Source organism: Aeromonas sp. FDAARGOS 1409, assembly GCF_019048705.1.
Taxonomy (GTDB): Bacteria; Pseudomonadota; Gammaproteobacteria; order Enterobacterales; family Aeromonadaceae; genus Aeromonas; species Aeromonas sanarellii.
Genome location: NZ_CP077395.1, coordinates 3,964,820 through 3,982,550 on the forward strand (window position 1 = coordinate 3,964,820; position 17,731 = coordinate 3,982,550).

16 protein-coding genes and 1 other RNA gene are annotated in these 17,731 nt (G+C 64.2%); 5 read left to right on the forward strand and 12 right to left on the reverse strand.

Features of this window, described 5'->3' with window-relative positions; translation table 11 throughout:
* Positions 1-8 precede the first annotated feature (8 nt).
* Positions 9-1,232, reverse strand: coding sequence for a 2-octaprenyl-6-methoxyphenyl hydroxylase (gene ubiH, locus I6L39_RS18500; protein ID WP_216990463.1), 1,224 nt, complete (start codon positions 1,230-1,232; stop codon positions 9-11).
* A 184-nt stretch (positions 1,233-1,416) separates the two neighbouring features.
* Positions 1,417-1,986: a UPF0149 family protein gene (locus I6L39_RS18505; RefSeq protein WP_216990464.1), complete on the reverse strand. Its 570-nt coding sequence runs from the start codon at positions 1,984-1,986 to the stop codon at positions 1,417-1,419.
* Between the two features lie 173 nt (positions 1,987-2,159).
* Here I6L39_RS18505 and zapA point away from each other — a divergent pair, with 173 nt between their 5' ends.
* Positions 2,160-2,492: a cell division protein ZapA gene (gene zapA, locus I6L39_RS18510; RefSeq protein ID WP_042076205.1), complete on the forward strand. Its 333-nt coding sequence runs from the start codon at positions 2,160-2,162 to the stop codon at positions 2,490-2,492.
* Between the two features lie 16 nt (positions 2,493-2,508).
* A non-coding RNA gene (gene ssrS, locus I6L39_RS18515) (6S RNA) lies at positions 2,509-2,691 on the forward strand.
* Positions 2,692-2,823: 132 nt separating this feature from the next.
* On the opposite strand, the gene emrD is transcribed toward ssrS, so the two are convergent.
* The 4 genes from emrD to I6L39_RS18535 all read right to left on the reverse strand — a co-directional run bounded on the left by emrD (position 2,824) and on the right by I6L39_RS18535 (position 6,266).
* Positions 2,824-4,023 (reverse strand): multidrug efflux MFS transporter EmrD, encoded by a 1,200-nt coding sequence (emrD, locus tag I6L39_RS18520; RefSeq protein ID WP_216990465.1) that lies wholly within the window; start codon positions 4,021-4,023, stop codon positions 2,824-2,826.
* Positions 4,024-4,383: 360 nt separating this feature from the next.
* Positions 4,384-5,046: a glutathione S-transferase family protein gene (locus tag I6L39_RS18525; protein ID WP_010675092.1), complete on the reverse strand. Its 663-nt coding sequence runs from the start codon at positions 5,044-5,046 to the stop codon at positions 4,384-4,386.
* A 31-nt stretch (positions 5,047-5,077) separates the two neighbouring features.
* A complete protein-coding gene (locus I6L39_RS18530) occupies positions 5,078-5,686 on the reverse strand; it encodes a glutathione S-transferase family protein (protein ID WP_209792725.1) in 609 nt (202 codons plus the stop codon).
* A gap of 124 nt (positions 5,687-5,810) precedes the next feature.
* Complete coding sequence (locus tag I6L39_RS18535) at positions 5,811-6,266, reverse strand: hypothetical protein (protein ID WP_216990466.1); 456 nt, start codon at positions 6,264-6,266, stop codon at positions 5,811-5,813.
* 201 nt (positions 6,267-6,467) lie between these two features.
* Here I6L39_RS18535 and suhB point away from each other — a divergent pair, with 201 nt between their 5' ends.
* Positions 6,468-7,271 (forward strand): inositol-1-monophosphatase, encoded by an 804-nt coding sequence (gene suhB, locus I6L39_RS18540; RefSeq protein WP_042076198.1) that lies wholly within the window; start codon positions 6,468-6,470, stop codon positions 7,269-7,271.
* Positions 7,272-7,373: 102 nt separating this feature from the next.
* Here the strand turns inward: suhB and I6L39_RS18545 are convergent, their stop codons facing one another.
* Positions 7,374-8,249, reverse strand: coding sequence for an OmpA family protein (locus I6L39_RS18545; protein WP_209428953.1), 876 nt, complete (start codon positions 8,247-8,249; stop codon positions 7,374-7,376).
* A 68-nt stretch (positions 8,250-8,317) separates the two neighbouring features.
* Complete coding sequence (locus tag I6L39_RS18550; protein WP_216991841.1) at positions 8,318-10,291, reverse strand: methyl-accepting chemotaxis protein; 1,974 nt, start codon at positions 10,289-10,291, stop codon at positions 8,318-8,320.
* 145 nt (positions 10,292-10,436) lie between these two features.
* Here I6L39_RS18550 and rnt point away from each other — a divergent pair, with 145 nt between their 5' ends.
* Together rnt and I6L39_RS18560 are read left to right on the forward strand one after the other, a co-directional pair.
* Positions 10,437-11,096, forward strand: a complete 660-nt coding sequence (gene rnt, locus I6L39_RS18555; protein WP_042076194.1) for a ribonuclease T — start codon at positions 10,437-10,439, stop codon at positions 11,094-11,096.
* Between the two features lie 244 nt (positions 11,097-11,340).
* On the forward strand, positions 11,341-12,663 hold the full coding sequence (locus I6L39_RS18560; RefSeq protein WP_042076192.1) for a Na+/H+ antiporter family protein: 1,323 nt from the start codon (positions 11,341-11,343) through the stop codon (positions 12,661-12,663).
* 69 nt (positions 12,664-12,732) lie between these two features.
* Here the strand turns inward: I6L39_RS18560 and I6L39_RS18565 are convergent, their stop codons facing one another.
* The 4 genes from I6L39_RS18565 to I6L39_RS18580 all read right to left on the reverse strand — a co-directional run bounded on the left by I6L39_RS18565 (position 12,733) and on the right by I6L39_RS18580 (position 17,672).
* Positions 12,733-13,905: an MFS transporter gene (locus tag I6L39_RS18565; protein WP_254203687.1), complete on the reverse strand. Its 1,173-nt coding sequence runs from the start codon at positions 13,903-13,905 to the stop codon at positions 12,733-12,735.
* 104 nt (positions 13,906-14,009) lie between these two features.
* Entirely contained in the window at positions 14,010-14,915 is a 906-nt protein-coding gene (locus I6L39_RS18570) for a LysR family transcriptional regulator (protein WP_216990468.1), read from the reverse strand.
* 201 nt (positions 14,916-15,116) lie between these two features.
* On the reverse strand, positions 15,117-17,030 hold the full coding sequence (locus tag I6L39_RS18575) for a DEAD/DEAH box helicase (RefSeq protein ID WP_042078831.1): 1,914 nt from the start codon (positions 17,028-17,030) through the stop codon (positions 15,117-15,119).
* A 180-nt stretch (positions 17,031-17,210) separates the two neighbouring features.
* Complete coding sequence (locus I6L39_RS18580; protein WP_216990469.1) at positions 17,211-17,672, reverse strand: hotdog fold thioesterase; 462 nt, start codon at positions 17,670-17,672, stop codon at positions 17,211-17,213.
* Between the last annotated feature and the right edge of the window lie 59 nt (positions 17,673-17,731).

Here is a 17,731-nt window from a genome sequence, read left to right on the forward strand (position 1 = left end):
CGCGCACCTCATTGGCGACACAGGTCGGTGACGAATCCCAGGGTGCGGGAGGCCAGCGGTGCCTTGAGCCAGGGCACTCTGCCCATCAGGGAGAGCGCCAGGTTGCGGCCCACCACCAGAGGAGCGTGATGGTTCGAGAAGAGCTGGGCCAGGGAGGAGGTGAGCCAGACGGTCTGGGCCTGATCCTCCCGGCGCGACTGCCAGTAGCCGCTCAGTACCTCGAAGCTGCCGATGTCCTCCCCCGCCGCGAGCGCCCGGCCGACGGCGCGGGTGAGCAGGTCAAGGTCGCGCATGCCGAGGTTGAAGCCCTGACCCGCGATGGGATGCAGCAGGTGGGCGGCATTGCCCACCAGCACGGTACGCTGGGCCAGGGGATAATCGGCCACCGTCAGCACCAGGGGATAGAGGTGACGCACGCCGGTGCGCTGGAAACGCCCGAGACGCCAGCCAAAGGCCTGCTGCAGACGGGCGAGAAAGGCGGCATCGTCCAGCCCCATCAACGCCTGCGCCTCGTCCCGCGGGACGCTCCAGACCAGGGAGGATAGCCCGTCCTGCATGGGCAGCAGAGCGAGCGGCCCCCCGTCGGTGAAACGCTCGAAGGCCCGCCCGGCGGGATCCTGGGCCGTCTTGACGGTGGCGATGACGGCACTCTGGCCATAGTCGTGGCGACTGACCGGCATCTTGAAGTGCTGGCGCACGAAGGAGTGACCCCCATCGGCCGCCACCAGCAGCCGGGTGCGGTAGCGCGCGCCATCGGCCAGGGTCAGCATCACCCCCTCCTCTTCGGGCTCTATGTTCGCGAGCTGGGCCGGACAACACACCCGGATCTGCGGGGTGGCCGCCATCGCCTGCTGCAACTCGATGCCGGCCGCAGAGAGCTCGATCACCTGGCCGAGTGCAGCCAGACCGTATTCCACCGCCGACAGCCTGGCCTGGCCGCAGTGGCCCCGATCCGAGACATGGATGTCGGTGATGGGCGCGCAGTGGGGGGCGAAACGGGGCCAGAGCCCGTGACGGGCCAGGGCCTCGCAGGTGCCGGCGGAGAGCGCGATGGCACGGGCGTCGAAACCGGGGTGAAGGTTGAGCTCGGGGGCGCTCGCCTCCAGCAGCAGGATCTGCAGGGGGGCCGCGTCCGGCCCCTTGAGGGCGGCGAGGGAGAGGGCCAGCACGGCGCCGCTCATACCGCCACCGACGATAGCCACGTCGACGTGAACCAGATCAGATTGAGACATGAGAAGAGGGCATGGACGAAAAACGTGGACCAATCCTACCACAAAGCCGGCAGGCAGGATGCGAAGCCACGGGCAAAAAACCGATTCGGCGCCGTCAGTTAGCGAGTCATGGCGGCCCTGACCGGCAAAACAAGGAGAGCGCCTCGTGGCGCTCTCTTGTCAGACATCCCGACGGGGCGGGCGATCAGTGCAGGGTCGGCGGGCTGCTTGGCGAGTCCGGACGCTTGCCGAACTCCTCGAACGCCATCATGACCCCCAGGCGCACGTGCTCGTAGAGCACCAGGAAGGAGGCCTCGTTCTCGTCATCCTCCTGATCGAACTCCGCCGAGATCTGGGTGATGCTGGCGATGTCCTGGATCATCTCCTGCAACTCCTCGGAGGCCTTGGAGAGTTCCTGCTGCACCACGCCAAAGCCGGCCAGGAAGGCCTGGGACCAGTCCACCAGCGAGTCGATGCGCTCGTCGAGCGGCGCCTCATCGCTTGGCAGCAGCAGCTCGACCCCTTTCTGGGCCATCAGGCTCTCGATCACCTCGTGGTAGAGCTCGGTCATCACCTGGCGCACCGGTGCCGGCAACCCGAAACCGTCGTTGATCAGATCGTTGAAATGGGGCAGCCAGCTCTTGTCGTCCAGGGCCACGCCACCGCACACCAGGCCGCAGATCACGCCATGGGCCTCGACGGCCGTCGCCATCAGTTCGTGCTGTGCCATCAGGTCGGCCAGGGTCGCATATTTCAGGGGGGTCGTTTTGCTCATCTAGGATCCGCTCAAAGTTCAGGCAAATATGCAGAATTTATGGCCGAGATCCTAGCATTCTCCCCTTCCCAGAGCCAGCAAGGCCTTGAAACTTCTGCATCTGCGCTATATAGTCCCGCCCAGTTGTCCACGTGGATAAAGGCGGAAATCAGCCCCGCCGTATTGAGGAAGGCATGAGCATAGAGGCCGTAGAAATCGTCATTTTGGGACGTCCCTACAAGGTGTCTTGTCCCCTGGGACAACAGGATGCCCTGCGCCAGGCCGCCGACCAGCTGACCGACAAGCTCATCGAGCTGCGTCAACGCTCCAAGGTCTCCAGCAACGAACAGCTGGCCGTCATGGCGGCACTCAATTTCTGTCACGAGCTCTGCCTTGAAAAAGAGAAAAACCACCAATACTCTGAGACCATGGACAAGCGGATCAAGATGCTGCAACGCACCATAGAAGCAGCCTTGATCGAGCACGGACAATACGGTGAATCCGGCGAAGAGGCGCAACAGCCCTAATCGCACCGAGTTTTGAAATTCCCTGGAGTGTTTGTCAGCCGGTTCAAGTCCCCGAGCCGATATTCATACCAAACAGGGGGTCTGCCTTCTGGCTATTGAGCATGCTCGGCCCGACCGAGAAGCCTGCGGCCAGATTAGATCTCCGCCTTGAACCGACGGTTCAAGGGCCCAAACCGGCAACGGCATCTCCGGGGTACCTACCCAAAAAGCCCGTCATCGCGACGGGCTTTTTCTTTGCCTGCGCGGCCCCCCCCTTCCACTCGCCTGCGGCGTCTCGCCACCCGGCAGGAGGCAGTAAAAAGCCCGCCAACGGGGCGGGCTCTTGGCCGTGTCAGACGGCCATCTGTTCCCGGGGGGCGCCGTGGTGGCGCAGCCAGAGGAAGCTCAAGGCCACGATCAGCACCATCAGGGTCATGATGGCCCCCAAGGTGACCTGCCCCTCCATGGGGAAGCTGGCCGCCAGCAGGGTGACCACGCCGGCCCCCAGGTTCTGCATGCCGCCGAGGATGGCACCCGCGGTGCCCGCCTGACCCGGGAAGGGCTCGATGGCGCAGGAGGTGGCGGTCGGATAGAGGATGCCGCTGCCGATGAAGTAGACGGCGGCGCCGCCTACCAGGGAGGCCGCGCTCACCATCCCGAGCAATCCGGGCACCAGGATGATGAGGGAGCCCAGCGCCAGGAAGGCGATGCCAAGGCGCATCAGCTTGCCCTGGCTCAGGCGGTAGCTCAGGCGGGCGGAGAGCCAGGCGCCGAACAGATAACCCGGCAGCGGCAGCACGAACAGCACGCTGACGGTGCGGGCACTCAGTTTCAGCACGTCCCCCAGCAGCACGCCGGCCGCCGCCTCGAATACCGCGAGCCCCGCGAAGGTGGCCATCAGGCAGAGCAGGTTGCCCTGGAAGCGCGGGTTGCCGAGCACGTGGCGATAGGCCGCGCCGACCCGCAGCGGCTGCTGGCGGGCGGATGCTGGCAGCGTCTCGCCAAACCAGGCCAGCAGCGCAAGCGTGGTCAGGGTGCCGAAACCGAACAGGAACCAGTAGCCGGCACGCCAGTGGAACAGCTCGGTGAGCCAGCCGCCCAGCACAGGCGCCAGCAGAGGGGAGAAGATGACCCCCATGCTCACCAGGCTGTTGGCCCGGTTGAGCTCGGCGCCGCTGTAGCGATCCCGCATCACGGTCCGGCTCATGGCCCCCCCGGCGCCGGTGCCCAGCCCCTGGATGAAGCTGCCCGCCAGCAGGGCCGCGAAGTGCGGGATGAGCTGGATGACCAGGGTGCCGGCCAGGAACACCATCATGCCGATGAGCAGCACGGGGCGACGACCGATGCGATCCGACAGGGGACCGTAGACGAACTGGGAGAGACCGTAAGGGATGAGGTAGCAGGCCATCACCGCCTGCAACTGACCGGAGGCCACATGAAAGTCCCCCGCCATCATGGGAATGGAGGGCACATAGAGGGTCTGGGTCATCTGACCCACGGCGACCATCAGAATGGTCAGGAAAAACAGGGGGTAGAAACTGTGCCGATACATATGTCGTCCGAAAAAATCAAAAAGCCACCGCCCTCCGGGCAGAGATCTGCAGGAGGATCCAGACAAGGGGTCGTTGAAGGATTGAAACAAGGCGGAGGACCCGCACCAGCCGGGAGCAGGACGCTCTTTGGCTTGCGATAATCTTAGTGATTCATGTCACAAAATACGAACGAATCTTTATAATCTGCTTCCACAAGTTTTTCTAATGTGACGTGCCTGAGTCCCCGTTAGCCGGTAGTTCACAGGGTCGTAATCGGTATCGCGACGGCGCAAGGCGGGCACTGGGGAAAGAGATGCAAGGAAGGAGGGATAACAGGAGGGCAGAAAAAGAGATGGCCCATCGCAGGCCATCTTCTTGCATCAGCGGGTCACCATCTGCTGTGCCCGCTTGACCTGATCCTCGGGGCTCTCATTGCGCGGCGGTATGGTGATGCCCTTCTGGCAGGCGGGCCTGGCCTCCATGCGCGCCATCCAGGCCTGCAAGTGCACCAGACCCTCGATGGAGATGCCGCTCCAGTCGTGAATGCGCACCCAGGGCCAGGTGGCGATGTCGGCGATGCTGTACTCGTCGGCCAGATACTCATGGTGTGCCAGATGACCGTCGAGCACCTCGAACAGGCGTCGCCCCTCCTTCTGGTAACGCTCTATGGCGGCCGGGATCTTCTCGGGGAAATAGCGATAGAAGACGTTGGCCTGCCCCATCATGGGACCGACGCCCCCCATCTGGAACATCAGCCACTGGATGGCCTGGGAGCGGCGCTTGGGATCCTGCGGCAGCAGCTTGCCGGTTTTTTCCGCCAGATAGATCAGGATGGCGCCGGATTCGAACACGGCGAAGTCGCCGTTGTCCCGATCGACGATGGCCGGGATGCGACCATTGGGGTTGATGGCCAGAAACTCGGGCTTCTTCTGCTCCATGGTCGAGAAATCAAGGGGAATGACCTTGTAGGGCAGTCCCAGCTCCTCGAGGGCGATCGACACCTTGAACCCGTTGGGCGTGGCAGCAGTGTACAACTCTATCATCTTGGACTCCTTGGATGTGCAGAGGTAAGGATCAGGCCTGAGCGCTGGGACGGGTGCTCACCCGCTCATGCCAGGCCTGCAAATTGGGTTGTTCGGGGGTGATGCGAAGGCCGACGACCTTGCCAAAGTCGAGAGTGCACAGGGCCAGGATGTCGGCAATGGTGAAGCGATCCCCGGCAACATAGGACACCTCGGCAAGACGGGCATCGAGCTTGTCAAACCAGGCCAGCGCCTGTTGCTTGCACTCTTCACCCCACTCGGGAAAAACGGTCTCCCTGTCCTTGTAAAAACCGGTGATGTGGCGAAACGCCATGCCGGTCGGCAGCCAGAGGTTGAACTCGATGAAGCGGCTCCACATCTCTATGGTGGCGCGCTCGAGCGCCGTGCGACCAAACAGGTTGGGTTCTGGGTTGAGCTCTTCAAAATAGCGGCAGATGGCCAGGCTTTCACTGAGACAGGTACCGTCATCGAGTTCCAGCACAGGAATGCGTCCCGCCGGATTCTTGGCCAGGAAGGCGGGCGCCAGGTTTTCCCCCGCCCCCAGATCGACCTGATGATAGGCCATCTCTATGCCCTTCTCCGCCAGAAACATCCTGACCCGGCGAGCATTTGGGGCCCGCTTCAATTCATAGACCTTCATCTCACCCCCTGTGGCGGGACAGATCGGAGCCATCTCCCACAGGCGAACATGGGCCATGGCGCAATATCGGTCTGTTATGACAAATATTGCGCCGTTTGAACAGTCCACATTGAGGGGGAAACGACTAGCTGCACATCGCCATGGGCTGACGCTGACGCAGCAGGATGAGACGGGAAAGCAGCGGGAAATAGGACTCGAGCTTGCTCTGCAGCACTAGGCTGCAGGCGGGATCCGCCAGCTCCGCCTCATCCAGCACTATGCCATTGGAAACGAAGTAGAAGTGGGGATCCCTGACATCCGGCCCCCGGGGGGGATGGTCATATTGTCGATGCACCAGGAGGGGCAGCACCGGCAATCCCAGCGCCTCGCCGCTGGTGCTCCAGGCGGGAGCCGGCCATGCACCGCCATCTTCTTCCAGCAGCAAGATGGCTGCTTCCTCCTTCGATGGTTGCCACTGCCCCGGCTGTGACACCCGGATCTCGCTGAAGTAATCCCCAAATCCGCTGGCGCTGCGCAAGGCGGCCAGCACACTCAATGTCGTCGCTGCCGACGGTTTTTGACTGACTAATGACAGATTCATGGCTCATATCCCTATGCTCACCACAGCCTGTTCTCCGGCTGTCGCGATAAGACTAGACGAAGATGAGCCTTTATTGGAGCCGTCAGATCTGTCAGTTCCGAACGTGATCGCGCCCGGGCATAACGGTTGCTATTCCCGGATATCTTGGTAAGATATCGCGTCCTTTTATCCCCCCGTTCTTTAACATCCAGTGGTGAACCTATGCATCCGATGCTGAATATCGCCGTGCGCGCTGCGCGCAACGCCGGTCAAGTAGTAGTAAAAGCCTTCTCTCAACCCGAGAACATCGAGGTTATCCAGAAAGGCAGCAATGACTTCGTGACCAACGTTGACCGTGACGCCGAAGCGGCCATCATTCATACCATCAAGAAATCTTACCCGGAACACAGCATCGTGGCTGAAGAGTCCGGCGAGATCGCCGGTACCAATCCGGATTACCAATGGATCATCGACCCACTGGATGGCACGACCAACCTGGTCAAGGGCATTCCGCACTTTGCCGTCTCCATCGCCCTGCGCGTGAAGGGCAAGACCGAGCAGGCCGTCGTCTACGATCCCATCCGTGACGAGCTGTTCACGGCCACCCGTGGCAACGGCGCCCAGCTGAACGGCTACCGCATCCGGGTCGGCAAGGCCAAGGATCTGTCCGGCACCATCCTGGCGACCGGCTTCCCGTTCAAGCAGAAACACCACATCGAGTCTTATCTGAAGATGTTCCAGAGCATGTTCATCGAGTGTGCCGACATCCGCCGCGCCGGCTCGGCCGCGCTGGATCTGGCCTATGTGGCCGCCGGCCGCGTCGACGGCTTCTGGGAGATCGGCCTCAAGCCCTGGGACACCGCAGCCGGTGAGCTGCTGGCCAAGGAAGCCGGCGCCATCGTCACCGACTTCGTCGGCGGTCACAACTACGAGAACTCCGGCAACATAGTGGTGGCCAACCCCCGTGTGTTGAAAGAGATGCTCGGCAAGATCCGCGAAGAGCTGCCGGAATCCCTGGCCAAGTAAGCTCGCGTTTCGCTCAAGAAAAATGCCAGTCGGCCCGGCCGACTGGCATTTTTTTATGGCTGCGTGAAGTGGATGATTCGCCAGCCCGGGTACGCGACGCGCTCAGATGGTGCCGTTACGGCCCATGTTGATCACCACCCGCCGGTTCTTGGCACGGCCTGCCTCCGTCTCGTTGGAAGCCACGTGCTGCTTCTCGCCGTGCCCCTCCACCGAGACCTTGCCCTCCTCGATGCCGAGATCCACAAACACCTGCTTGATGGCATCGGCTCGTTTCTCGGACAGCTTCTGGTTCGGCCAGCGACCGCCATAGCTGTCGCTGTAGGCGTCGATCACCACCACGTCTATGCTCTTGTCCGCCTTCACGTACTCGCCGATCATCGCCAGCCGTCGCTTGGACGCCGGCGACAACTGGTCGCTGTTTTTGTCATAGGAGAGCACGCTGAAGGCGATGTCGTTGAAGCTGTAGGGCAGCAAACCGCTCAGGCAGTCCATGAAGGCCTGGTATTTGACCCTGAAGTTGACCGACGAGAGAGAGACCCTTACCGGCCTGTCCTGGCGGTACCAGTCGCGATACTGGAAGGTCGGCATGCGCCCGCCTTCCAGCTCGTCCAGCATGGTCCAGGCGGTCTGGCCCGCGACCAGGCCGTCGAACTGCTGGTAGAACTGCAGCTGGCTTATCTGCCTGCCGGAGACCCCGGGACGCCAGCTGGGCGGCATGATCCCGAGGCTCACCGTCTGGGTACGCGCCTGGGGCCGCTGCCCCTTCAGCTCGAAGTCCAGATTGATCTTGCGCCCTGCCCGGCTGACGAAGGCCCCCGTCCCCCAGCGGGGAATGGGATGCTCCAGCCGGCACTCCACCTGTGTGTCCGAGGTCAGGCGCCAGACGGACTGATCCAGGCCGGCGCCGAATTCGGTCACTCCCGCCTGCAATGGCATACTCACGGATATGCTGATCAACCCCAACATCCAAGCATTCAACGGCTTGCCCTCCACACTATCTCGAATTACCTATCGGCCGTGGCGGGGCAAGCTTTAGGGCAAAACGCTCAGTCGGTGGGAGAACGCGCCATCAGTTTGAAGCTGGCGAGACGCTCCGCGAGCTCCCTGGCCAGGGTGTCCAGCTCGGCGCTGTGCTGCTGCAGGGTTTCCGAATGCTGGCGATGGGCCTCATAGACCTCGCGGATGGTCATCACGTTGTGCTGGATATCGTCGGTCACGTAGCGCTGCTCCTCGGTGGCGGTGGCCACCTGGGCTGTCATGTCGCTCACCTTGCGCACCTCGTCGACGATGACATTCAGCTCGCTCCCCGCCCGCCTGGCCTCTGTCACGCTCAGACCGGCCTGCTCTGTGCCCATGTGCATGGCGGTCACCGCCTGATTGGCCCCCTGGCGCAGACGGCCCAACATCTGCGCAATGTCGTCCGCGGCCTGCTGGGTGCGGGAGGCGAGCGCCCTCACCTCTTCGGCCACCACCGCAAAGCCACGGCCGGACTCCCCGGCGCGGGCCGCCTCGATGGCGGCATTGAGGGCCAAGAGGTTGGTCCTGTCCGAGATCTGCTTGATGAGGTTCAGGGCCTCTCCCACCGCCTCGGTGTCCTGATGCAGGCTGTCCACCAGGTGCCGGGTGTCGACCAGGGTGCCCGCCACCTGCTGGATGGCGTTGATGGTATGATCCACCTCCCTGTCCCCCTGCCGGGCCCGGCCGATGGCCTGCTGAGTCGCCTGGGAGGTCTGGGTGGCGTTGCGGGCTATCTCGGCCACCGTCGAGGCCATCTCGGTGGCGGCGGTCGCCACCAGGTCCACCTGGCCAAATCCCCTGACCACGCCGGCGTTCACCTCGGCGATGACCCCTGCCGAGACGGCGGCGCTGCGCCTCAGCACGTCGCAGGAGTGGCGCACCGCCAGCAGCAGGCTCTCCAGGTGGGCGAGGAAGCGGTTCAGATCCCGCGCCAGCGCCCCCAGCTCATCCCCCGAGCGCCAGTCGACCCGCACGGTCAGGTCGTTCTCCTGCACCAGCCGCTTGAAGGTCTGGTGCAGGGTCATGAAGCCCAGATGCAGATCCCGCACCACCCGCCAGCAGACGAAGGTGGTCAGGACGATGCACAGCAGCACGCCAAACGCCCCCCACCAGAGCGCGCGGGCGCTGTCTGCCCGCATCTGCTCGACCCGCTCGAAGAGCTGCAGATAGAGGCGATCCTCGATCTCCTTGAGCAGGCCTATCTTGTCGGTGCTCAGGGCAAACCAGGCCTCCGCATCCACCCCGAAACCACCGGTGGCCGCCTTGTCGAGCGCCAGTTTCTCCATGGCGGCCACCTTGGCTACCACGGGCGAGGCCAGGCTGTCGGCCAGCAGCTGGCGCTGGGAGGGGCTCGCCACTGCCTGGAAGCGCTCAAGATAGGTATTCTGGGCCGCCAGCAGCGAGATAAACTGCTGCAGCAGCGCCGGTGTGAAGCTGTCTCGGCCGAACACGTTGCTTAACGTCGCCCGCTCCAGCCCCATGCGCTCCTTGCTCTGCAGGAAGGCGGCGTAGGCGTTGGTCTGCAGCGCTATGGTGGCGTCCCGGCTGTCGACGCTGATCCCGTCCACCACCGCCAGCAGCTCCGTCACGAGGCGGGTGTAGAAGCCGACCGGCTCCGCCACCTCGACCCCGAGATCACTGACCCGCTCACGCATGGCGGTGAGCCCCGCCAGAGCCTGCTGCACCTCGGTCAGGGCCAGCAGGGCCGGCTCCTGGCGAAAACGCTGCAACAGGGTGTCCACCACCTTGCGCTGGGCGGGCAGCGCATCGCGGAACTTGTTGCCGCCGGACCCCAGGAAGCCGGCCGACATGCCACGCTCCTTTTGCAGTTCGTGGGCGAGCTGCGCCGCCTCCTTCACCACCTCCAGCGCGGCCCTGGCCTCGCTCATCTCCTGCTCGACCCGGTAGCGCTCATAGACATAGCGACCGGAAAAAAACAGCAGGGCCAGCAGTGGCAGACAGACTACCAGCAGCATCTTGTGCGCCAATCCCAGCTTCATCATCGCCTCTCCCTCCATGGTTGAAGTCGCCAATTATAAGCTCAAGCGCTTCAAAGAGAACCAGATGCCGGCCCCATGACGGCGGATAAGGGACAAGGGCCCGCTTTTTTGCCATAATGCCGCCTCCTTTCATGCCGACCGAGATACCATGACCGACGCCGTTCACACCCTCAAGGGCCGCTTTCGTGGCTTTTACCCCGTCGTCATCGATGTTGAAACCGCCGGATTCAATGCCAAGACCGATGCCCTGCTGGAGATAGCCGCCCACACCCTCAAGATGGATGAACAGGGCTGGCTAGTGCCCGATCAGATCTTCCATTTTCATGTCCAGCCCTTTGAGGGGGCCAACCTGGAGAAGGCGGCGCTGGAGTTCACCGGCATCGATCCCTTCAACCCCCTGCGCGGCGCCGTGGATGAGAAGGAGGCGCTCACCGAAATCTTCAAGGGGGTGCGCAAGGGCATGAAGGAGAGCGACTGCGGTCGCGCCATCATCGTCGCCCACAACGCCACCTTCGATCACGGCTTCGTGATGGCCGCCGCCGAGCGGGCCGGCCTCAAGCGCAATCCGTTCCACCCCTTCGCCACCTTTGACACCGCCGCGCTCTCGGGCCTGGCCCTGGGACAGACGGTGCTGGCCAAGGCGTGCCAGAGTGCGAACATCCCCTTTGACAACAAAGAGGCCCACTCCGCCCTCTACGACACCGAGCGCACCACCGAACTGTTCTGTCATATCGTCAACCGCTGGAAGAGTCTGGGGGGCTGGCCCCTGGCCACCCCGGATGACAGCAGCGACGACGCCGGGGTCTGAGAGTCCCGACCTGCCCAGACAGGCTGCCGGACGGCAGCCTGTCTGCGTTACAGCGGTCCGATAGGGGGTGAACAGGTTGGACCAGGAGAGGCGAAGCCCAGGCACCGGGTTGCCAGCAACCTTGTGCCACAAGATGCTGCCGATGGCCGGGATCCGCCGATTTTTTTCTCGACATTTGTCCGGTTTTTCGCAAACTAGCTGCCTTTCACTCGACAGACAGCAATACAAACCATAAGGAAATCAAATGAATCCTGTTGTTATCGCGGTGGCGCTGATGCTGGTGCTCAGCCTGCTGCGGATCAATGTGGTGGTCTCCCTCGCCATCGGCGCCATCGCGGGTGGCCTGCTCGGCGGCCTCTCCCTCGAGAAGACCCTCAGCACCTTCACCGGCGGCCTGGGTGGCGGCGCCGAGATCGCCCTCTCCTACGCCATGCTGGGGGCTTTCGCGGTGGCCATCTCCCGCTCCGGCATCACCGATCTGCTGGCCCGCAAGGTCATCAGCCAGCTCGGCAAGGATGCCAGCAGCTCCCGCATTCTCTGGGTCAAGAGCCTGCTGATCACCTCCCTGCTCGCGGTCTCCATCTCCTCCCAGAACCTGATCCCGGTGCACATCGCCTTCATTCCCATCCTGATCCCGCCGCTTCTGCACGTCATGGCCCAGATGCAGATCGATCGTCGCCAGGTGGCCTGCGTCATCACCTTCGGCCTCACCGCCACCTACATGCTGCTGCCGGTGGGCTTTGGCGGCATCTTCCTCAACAACATCCTGGCCAAGAACCTCGTCGACAACGGCGTGCCGGTGGAATACAGCCAGATGCCGCTGGCCATGGCCATCCCGGTGTTCGGCATGTTCGTCGGCCTGCTCATCGCCGTCTTCTTCAGCTACCGCAAACCGCGCCAGTACGATCTGGAGAAGATCCTGGCCGCCGAGCCCGAGACGGTGGAGCTCAACCTGAACCACATCTGGGTGGCCCTGCTGGCCATCGCCGTGGCGCTGGGGCTGCAGCTGATGACCAACAGCATCGTCCTCGGGGCGCTGGCGGGCTTCGTCATCTTCACCTGCGGCGGCGTCATCAAGTTCCGTGAGAGCCAGGATGCCTTCACCCAGGGGGTGCGCATGATGTCCCTCATCGGCTTCATCATGATCTCCGCCGCCGGCTTCGCCGCCGTGATGAAGGAAACCCACGGGGTGGAGAGCCTGGTGCAGTCCGTCTCCGGCATGATGGCGGGCCACAAGGGACTGGCCGCCTTCCTGATGCTGCTGGTGGGTCTGCTCATCACCATGGGGATCGGCTCCTCCTTCTCCACCGTGCCCATCATCGCCACCATCTACGTGCCCCTGTGCATCCACCTCGGCTTCTCGCCCATGGCAACCATCGCCCTGGTGGGAACCGCCGGTGCGCTCGGGGATGCGGGCTCCCCCGCCTCCGACTCGACCCTGGGCCCCACCTCGGGCCTCAATGCCGACGGCCAGCACGACCACATCTGGGACAGCGTGGTGCCCACCTTCATCCACTACAACATCCCGCTGGTGATCTTCGGCTGGGTTGCCGCCATGGTGCTCTAACCACCAGCACAGGATGCAAGGCTGAAAAAGGCGACCCCGGGGTCGCCTTTGTTGTCTCCGGCACCGCCATCAGCCGGCAGCTTGCAGAGGACGCCGCCCGGCCAGGGCACAGAGACAGGCCACCAGCGCCAGCCCCATGCCCACCGAGCCCACCCCCACCCAGTGCCCCTGCTGCCAGGCCAGCATGGCCAGAGTCGACCCCAGGGTGCCTCCCAGAAACATGCCGGTCATGAAGAGGGTGTTGACCCGCCCCCTCGCCTCGGCCCTGAGGCCATAGATCCGCTGCTGATGGGCGACCAGTGCGCTCTGTACCCCGAGATCCAGCAGGATGACTCCGCACGCCAACCCGGCCAGGGAGATCCAGGCCTCGAAACAGACCCAGGCCAGCGCCACCAGCACGGCCCCTCCCAGCACCACGGGCCTGGCCCCCAGGCTGTCCGCCAGCCGGCCCGCCAGCGGGGCGGCCACCACCCCCGCCACCCCGATGGCGCCGAACAGGCCGGCGACATCGGCCCCCAGCCCGTAGCCCGGTTCGGCGAGATAGAAGGCCAGCACTGTCCAGAAGGCGCTGAAGGAGGCAAACAGCAGGGCCTGGATCAGGGTGGCACGGCGCAAGGCGGGCTCCTCCCGCCACAGGCCCATGAGCGAGCGCAGCAGACGGCCATACCCCAGGGTGGTGCGCGGCAACCCGAGCGGGATCGTCCTGGCCATCAGCAGGGCCTCCAGCAAGGCCAGGGGTACGGCGAGCCAGAACATGGCACGCCAGCTGCCGTAGGCGGTGACCAGCCCGGCGAGGGTGCGGCTGAGCAGGATCCCGGCGAGCAAACCGCTCATCACGCTGCCGACCACGGCGCCACGCCGGGCCGGAGCCGCCAGGGTCGCCGCCACCGGCACTATCTGCTGGGCCGCCGTGGCACCGATGCCGAGCAGCACAGAGGCCAGCATCAGGCTGATGGCCCCGCTGGCCGTGGCGGCCAGCAGGGAGGCCAGGGCGATCAGCCCGAACTGCCCCACGATGAGCCAGCGGCGCTCGACCACATCGCCAAGCGGCACCAGGAGCAGCAGGCCTGCGGCATAGCCGAGCTGGGTCAGCATGGCGATCAGGGCGATGGCGGGCTGCCCGGGAAAGTCGTTGGCCATCACCGCCAGCATGGGCTGGTTGTAATAGATGTTGGCGACCGCCAGGCCGCACGACAGGGCCATGGCGAAGAGCAGGGAGGGGCTGGGTTGCGATGTGCTCACGTTGTCATCCTCTTGGCTGAATGGATCCCGCGCTGAGGCGGGCCGGATGCACACAGCCTACCCAGGGACGCGGGTCGCCAGTAGGCGACCTCACGCCATAACAGCTATTCCGCCTGTGCATGCCCCAGGCCACAGTGGCCTGCCACGAAGCTCAGGAAGGCGCCGGCCTTGGCGCTGAGCTCGCGGCCAGCCGGCAGCAGTGCCCAGAGATCCAGCGTGGGCAGTTGCCACGCAGGCAGCACCGCCACCACCTCCCCGCTGGCGAGCTCGGGGGCGAACATCCACTCCGATGCGATGCCAAGCCCCAGCCCTGCCAGCACGGCGGCGCGCATGCCCTCGGCCACCGAGACCGTCAGCCGGCCACGCCCCGACACCTTCACCTCCTCCTCCCCCCGATGAAACCGCCACTGCTGCCCCATCCCGGGTTTCGGGCTGTAGATCACCAGCTCATGGTCTTGCAGATCCCCGGGAGAGGCCGGCGCCCCCCTGGTCGCCAGATAGGCCGGGGTGGCCAGCACCCGCATCCCGCACCGGGAGAGGCGGCGGGCCACCAGCGCTGAGTCCGCCTGTGCCCCCAGCCGCAAGGCGACGTCGATGCCGGCCGGGATGAGATCGATGTTGCCGTCATCCAGCAGGATCTCGAGCTCCAGTCCGGGATGGTCCGCCAGAAAGCCGGCAAGACGGGGGATGATGTGCAGGCGGGCGAAGGTGACGGGGGCGCTCACCCGCAGGCGTCCGCTCAGCCCGGCCCGGCACTGCTGCACCATGGCCTCGGCCTCGTTGACCTGGAGCAGGATCTCCCTGGACTTCTGGTAATAGGCCTCCCCCGCCTCGGTGGGCATCAGGCCGCGGGTCGAACGCAGCAGCAGGCGGCTGCCGAGGTGCTCCTCCAGCTGGGCGATCAGCCTGGAGACAGTGGGCTGCCCCAGCCCCAGCCGGCGGGCCACCGCCGAGAAGGAGCCTGTCTCCACCGCCAGCACGAACACCTCCATCATCCCCAATCGATCCATGCTTCCCCCTCAATCCACGGCTACGACGGCGTCACGCCGCCCGGCCAAGGTAACACCAGGCCCTGGCCGGCTCCACTCCTGCGTTGCGGCACCAGAGGCAACAGGACGTCGCCAAGGCGGCGAGGAGCGAGTCCGCCCTGCGCAGTGCGCATAAAAAAAGGCCGCTCATCATGAGCGGCCTCTTGTCAGCAGGATCCGGACTCAGCTGTCGCGGCGCTTGCTGAACTTGCGATCCTTGTTGAAGCCACCTTCACGGCGCTCCCCACCCTTGTTGAAGGGACGGTCACCGCTGGGACGGCGATCCTTGTTGAAAGGACGCTCCTTGTTGAAGGGGCGGTCACCACGGGGCGGACGGGGGGCCGTGTTGCTGCCGGCCGGCACTTCGGTGTAGCGGGTGATCTGCAGCGGACGCTGGCAGACACGGGCCTTCTTGATCACCTCCAGCACCTCGGCGCTGATGCCCTTGGGCAGGTCGACGGTGGAGAAGTCGTCGGCGATGTCGATGTTGCCGATGAAGCGGCTCTCGATGTTCGCCTCGTTGGCGATGGCGCCGACGATCTGGCCCGGCTTGACGCCGTGATGGGCACCCACGTCCACGCGGTAACGCTCCATCTCCACGTCCGGGTTGTCCTTGAGCGGACGCGGCTCCAGGGACGGCATGCGACGGGCCGGGCGATCGCCGCGGTCACCGAAGTCACGGTTGCCGAAGTCACGACCACCGCGGTCGTTGAACTCACGGCGCTCGAAGCCACCGCGATCGTTGCCGGCATTCAGCAGCGGATCCGGGATGGAGTCGTCCAGCAGCAGCGGCTGATCGCCCTGCACCAGCTTGGCCAGCGCGGCAGCCAGCTCCAGCGGATCGGCGGAATCCTCTTCGATCAGCTCGTTCACCAGGTTGTGGTAGATCTCGAGCTCCTCGCCCATCATGGTCTCGCGGATGCGCTCCTTGAACTTGGCCAGACGGTGCTGGTTGATGTCCTCGGTGCTCGGCATCTTCATCGGCTCGATGGCCTGGCGGGTGGCGTGCTCGATGGCGCGCAGCATACGGCGTTCGCGAGGAGCCACGAACAGGATGGCCTCGCCCTTGCGACCGGCACGACCGGTACGGCCGATACGGTGCACGTAGGATTCGGTGTCGTAGGGGATGTCGTAGTTCACCACGTGGGTGATGCGCTCGACGTCCAGACCACGGGCGACCACGTCGGTGGCGATCAGGATGTCCAGCTGGCCCTGACGCAGCTTGTCGACGGTGCGCTCACGCAGCTTCTGCGGGATGTCGCCGTGCAGCGCCTCACAGGCGTGACCGCGGGCGGCCAACTTGCCGGCCAGCTCCTCGGCGGCGTTCTTGGTACGCACGAACACCAGCAGGGCTTCGTAGGATTCCACTTCCAGCAGACGGGTCATGGCGTCCAGCTTGTGCAGACCGGTCACCTGCCAGTAACGCTGGCGAATGGTGGTGGCGGTAGCAGTCTTGGAGGCGATCTTGATCTCTTTGGGCTGCTTCAGGTGCTTCTGGGCCACGCGACGGATCTGCTCCGGCATGGTGGCGGAGAAGAGCGCGACCTGACGACCGGCCGGGCACTGATCCATGATCCAGTCCACGTCGTCGATGAAGCCCATGCGCAGCATTTCGTCCGCTTCGTCCAGCACCAGGGCCTTCAGGCCGGAGAGGTCCAGGTTCTTGCGACGGATCAGGTCCATCACGCGGCCCGGGGTACCGACGACCACCTGGGCACCGCGGCGCAGGGCGCGGGTCTGGGTTTCATAGGAGGCGCCGCCGTAGATGGGCAGCACGTGGAAATCGGGCATGTGGTGGGCATAGCGTTGGCACGCTTCAGCCACCTGCAGGGCCAGTTCGCGGGTCGGCGCCAGCACCAGGATCTGGGTGTTGCGGTTACCAGCTTCCAGACGAGACAACAGAGGCAAGGCAAAGGCAGCGGTCTTCCCTGTACCGGTTTGCGCCTGCCCCAGCAGATCGTGTCCCGCCATCAGGTGGGGAATTGCTGCGGCCTGGATGGGGGACGGGCGCTCATAGCCCACGTCCTGCAGCGCTTTCAATACGGGCGCGGCCAGTCCAAGCTCACTAAAAAGGGGCAGTTGTTCGGTATCAGACATAGATTCTTCCAGATTAAGGCAGGCGGCTAACACCGCGGAATAGCAAAAAGGCGGCGATTATAGCGCCACTTTGTTCTGCTGTCTTGAAAAATGTGATAGGCCTCTCAAGACGTTGGCAATTATAGAGGGATCTCGCGACTATGGCTTGCTTATTTTGCACTCATGGTGCGTTATTGCCGATCACTCATCACTCGAGTCCTTGCCCCGCTTGTGTTTGAGCACCGCCATGGTCAATCGGCTGGTGCACAATAAACGCCCACGTTCATCGCGGATTTCAATCTGCCACACCTGGGTGGTCGCCCCCAGATGCAGCGGCGCACAGCGCCCCGTCACCACCCCTTCCCGCTTGGCCCTCAGGTGGTTGGCATTGACCTCCAGCCCCACGCAGTAGCTCTCCTCCCCCACCGCCATGTTGGCGGCCAGAGACCCGAGCGTCTCCGCCAGCACCACGGACGCCCCGCCGTGCAGCATGCCGAGCGGCTGATGGGTACGGTGATCCACCGGCATGGTGGCCTCCAGCCAGTCGGGACCAAAGGCGGTGTAAACGATGTCGAGGTGGGCCATCAGGGTATTGTGGGAGCTGGCGTTGAGCCCCTCCAGGCTCATGGGCTTGCGCCAGATCGGGGCGTTCTCTTGACTCATGGCGAGCGGACTCCTTGCGTGATCAATGGGTTATCGTCGAGCTGTGTCGGCGAACGTGC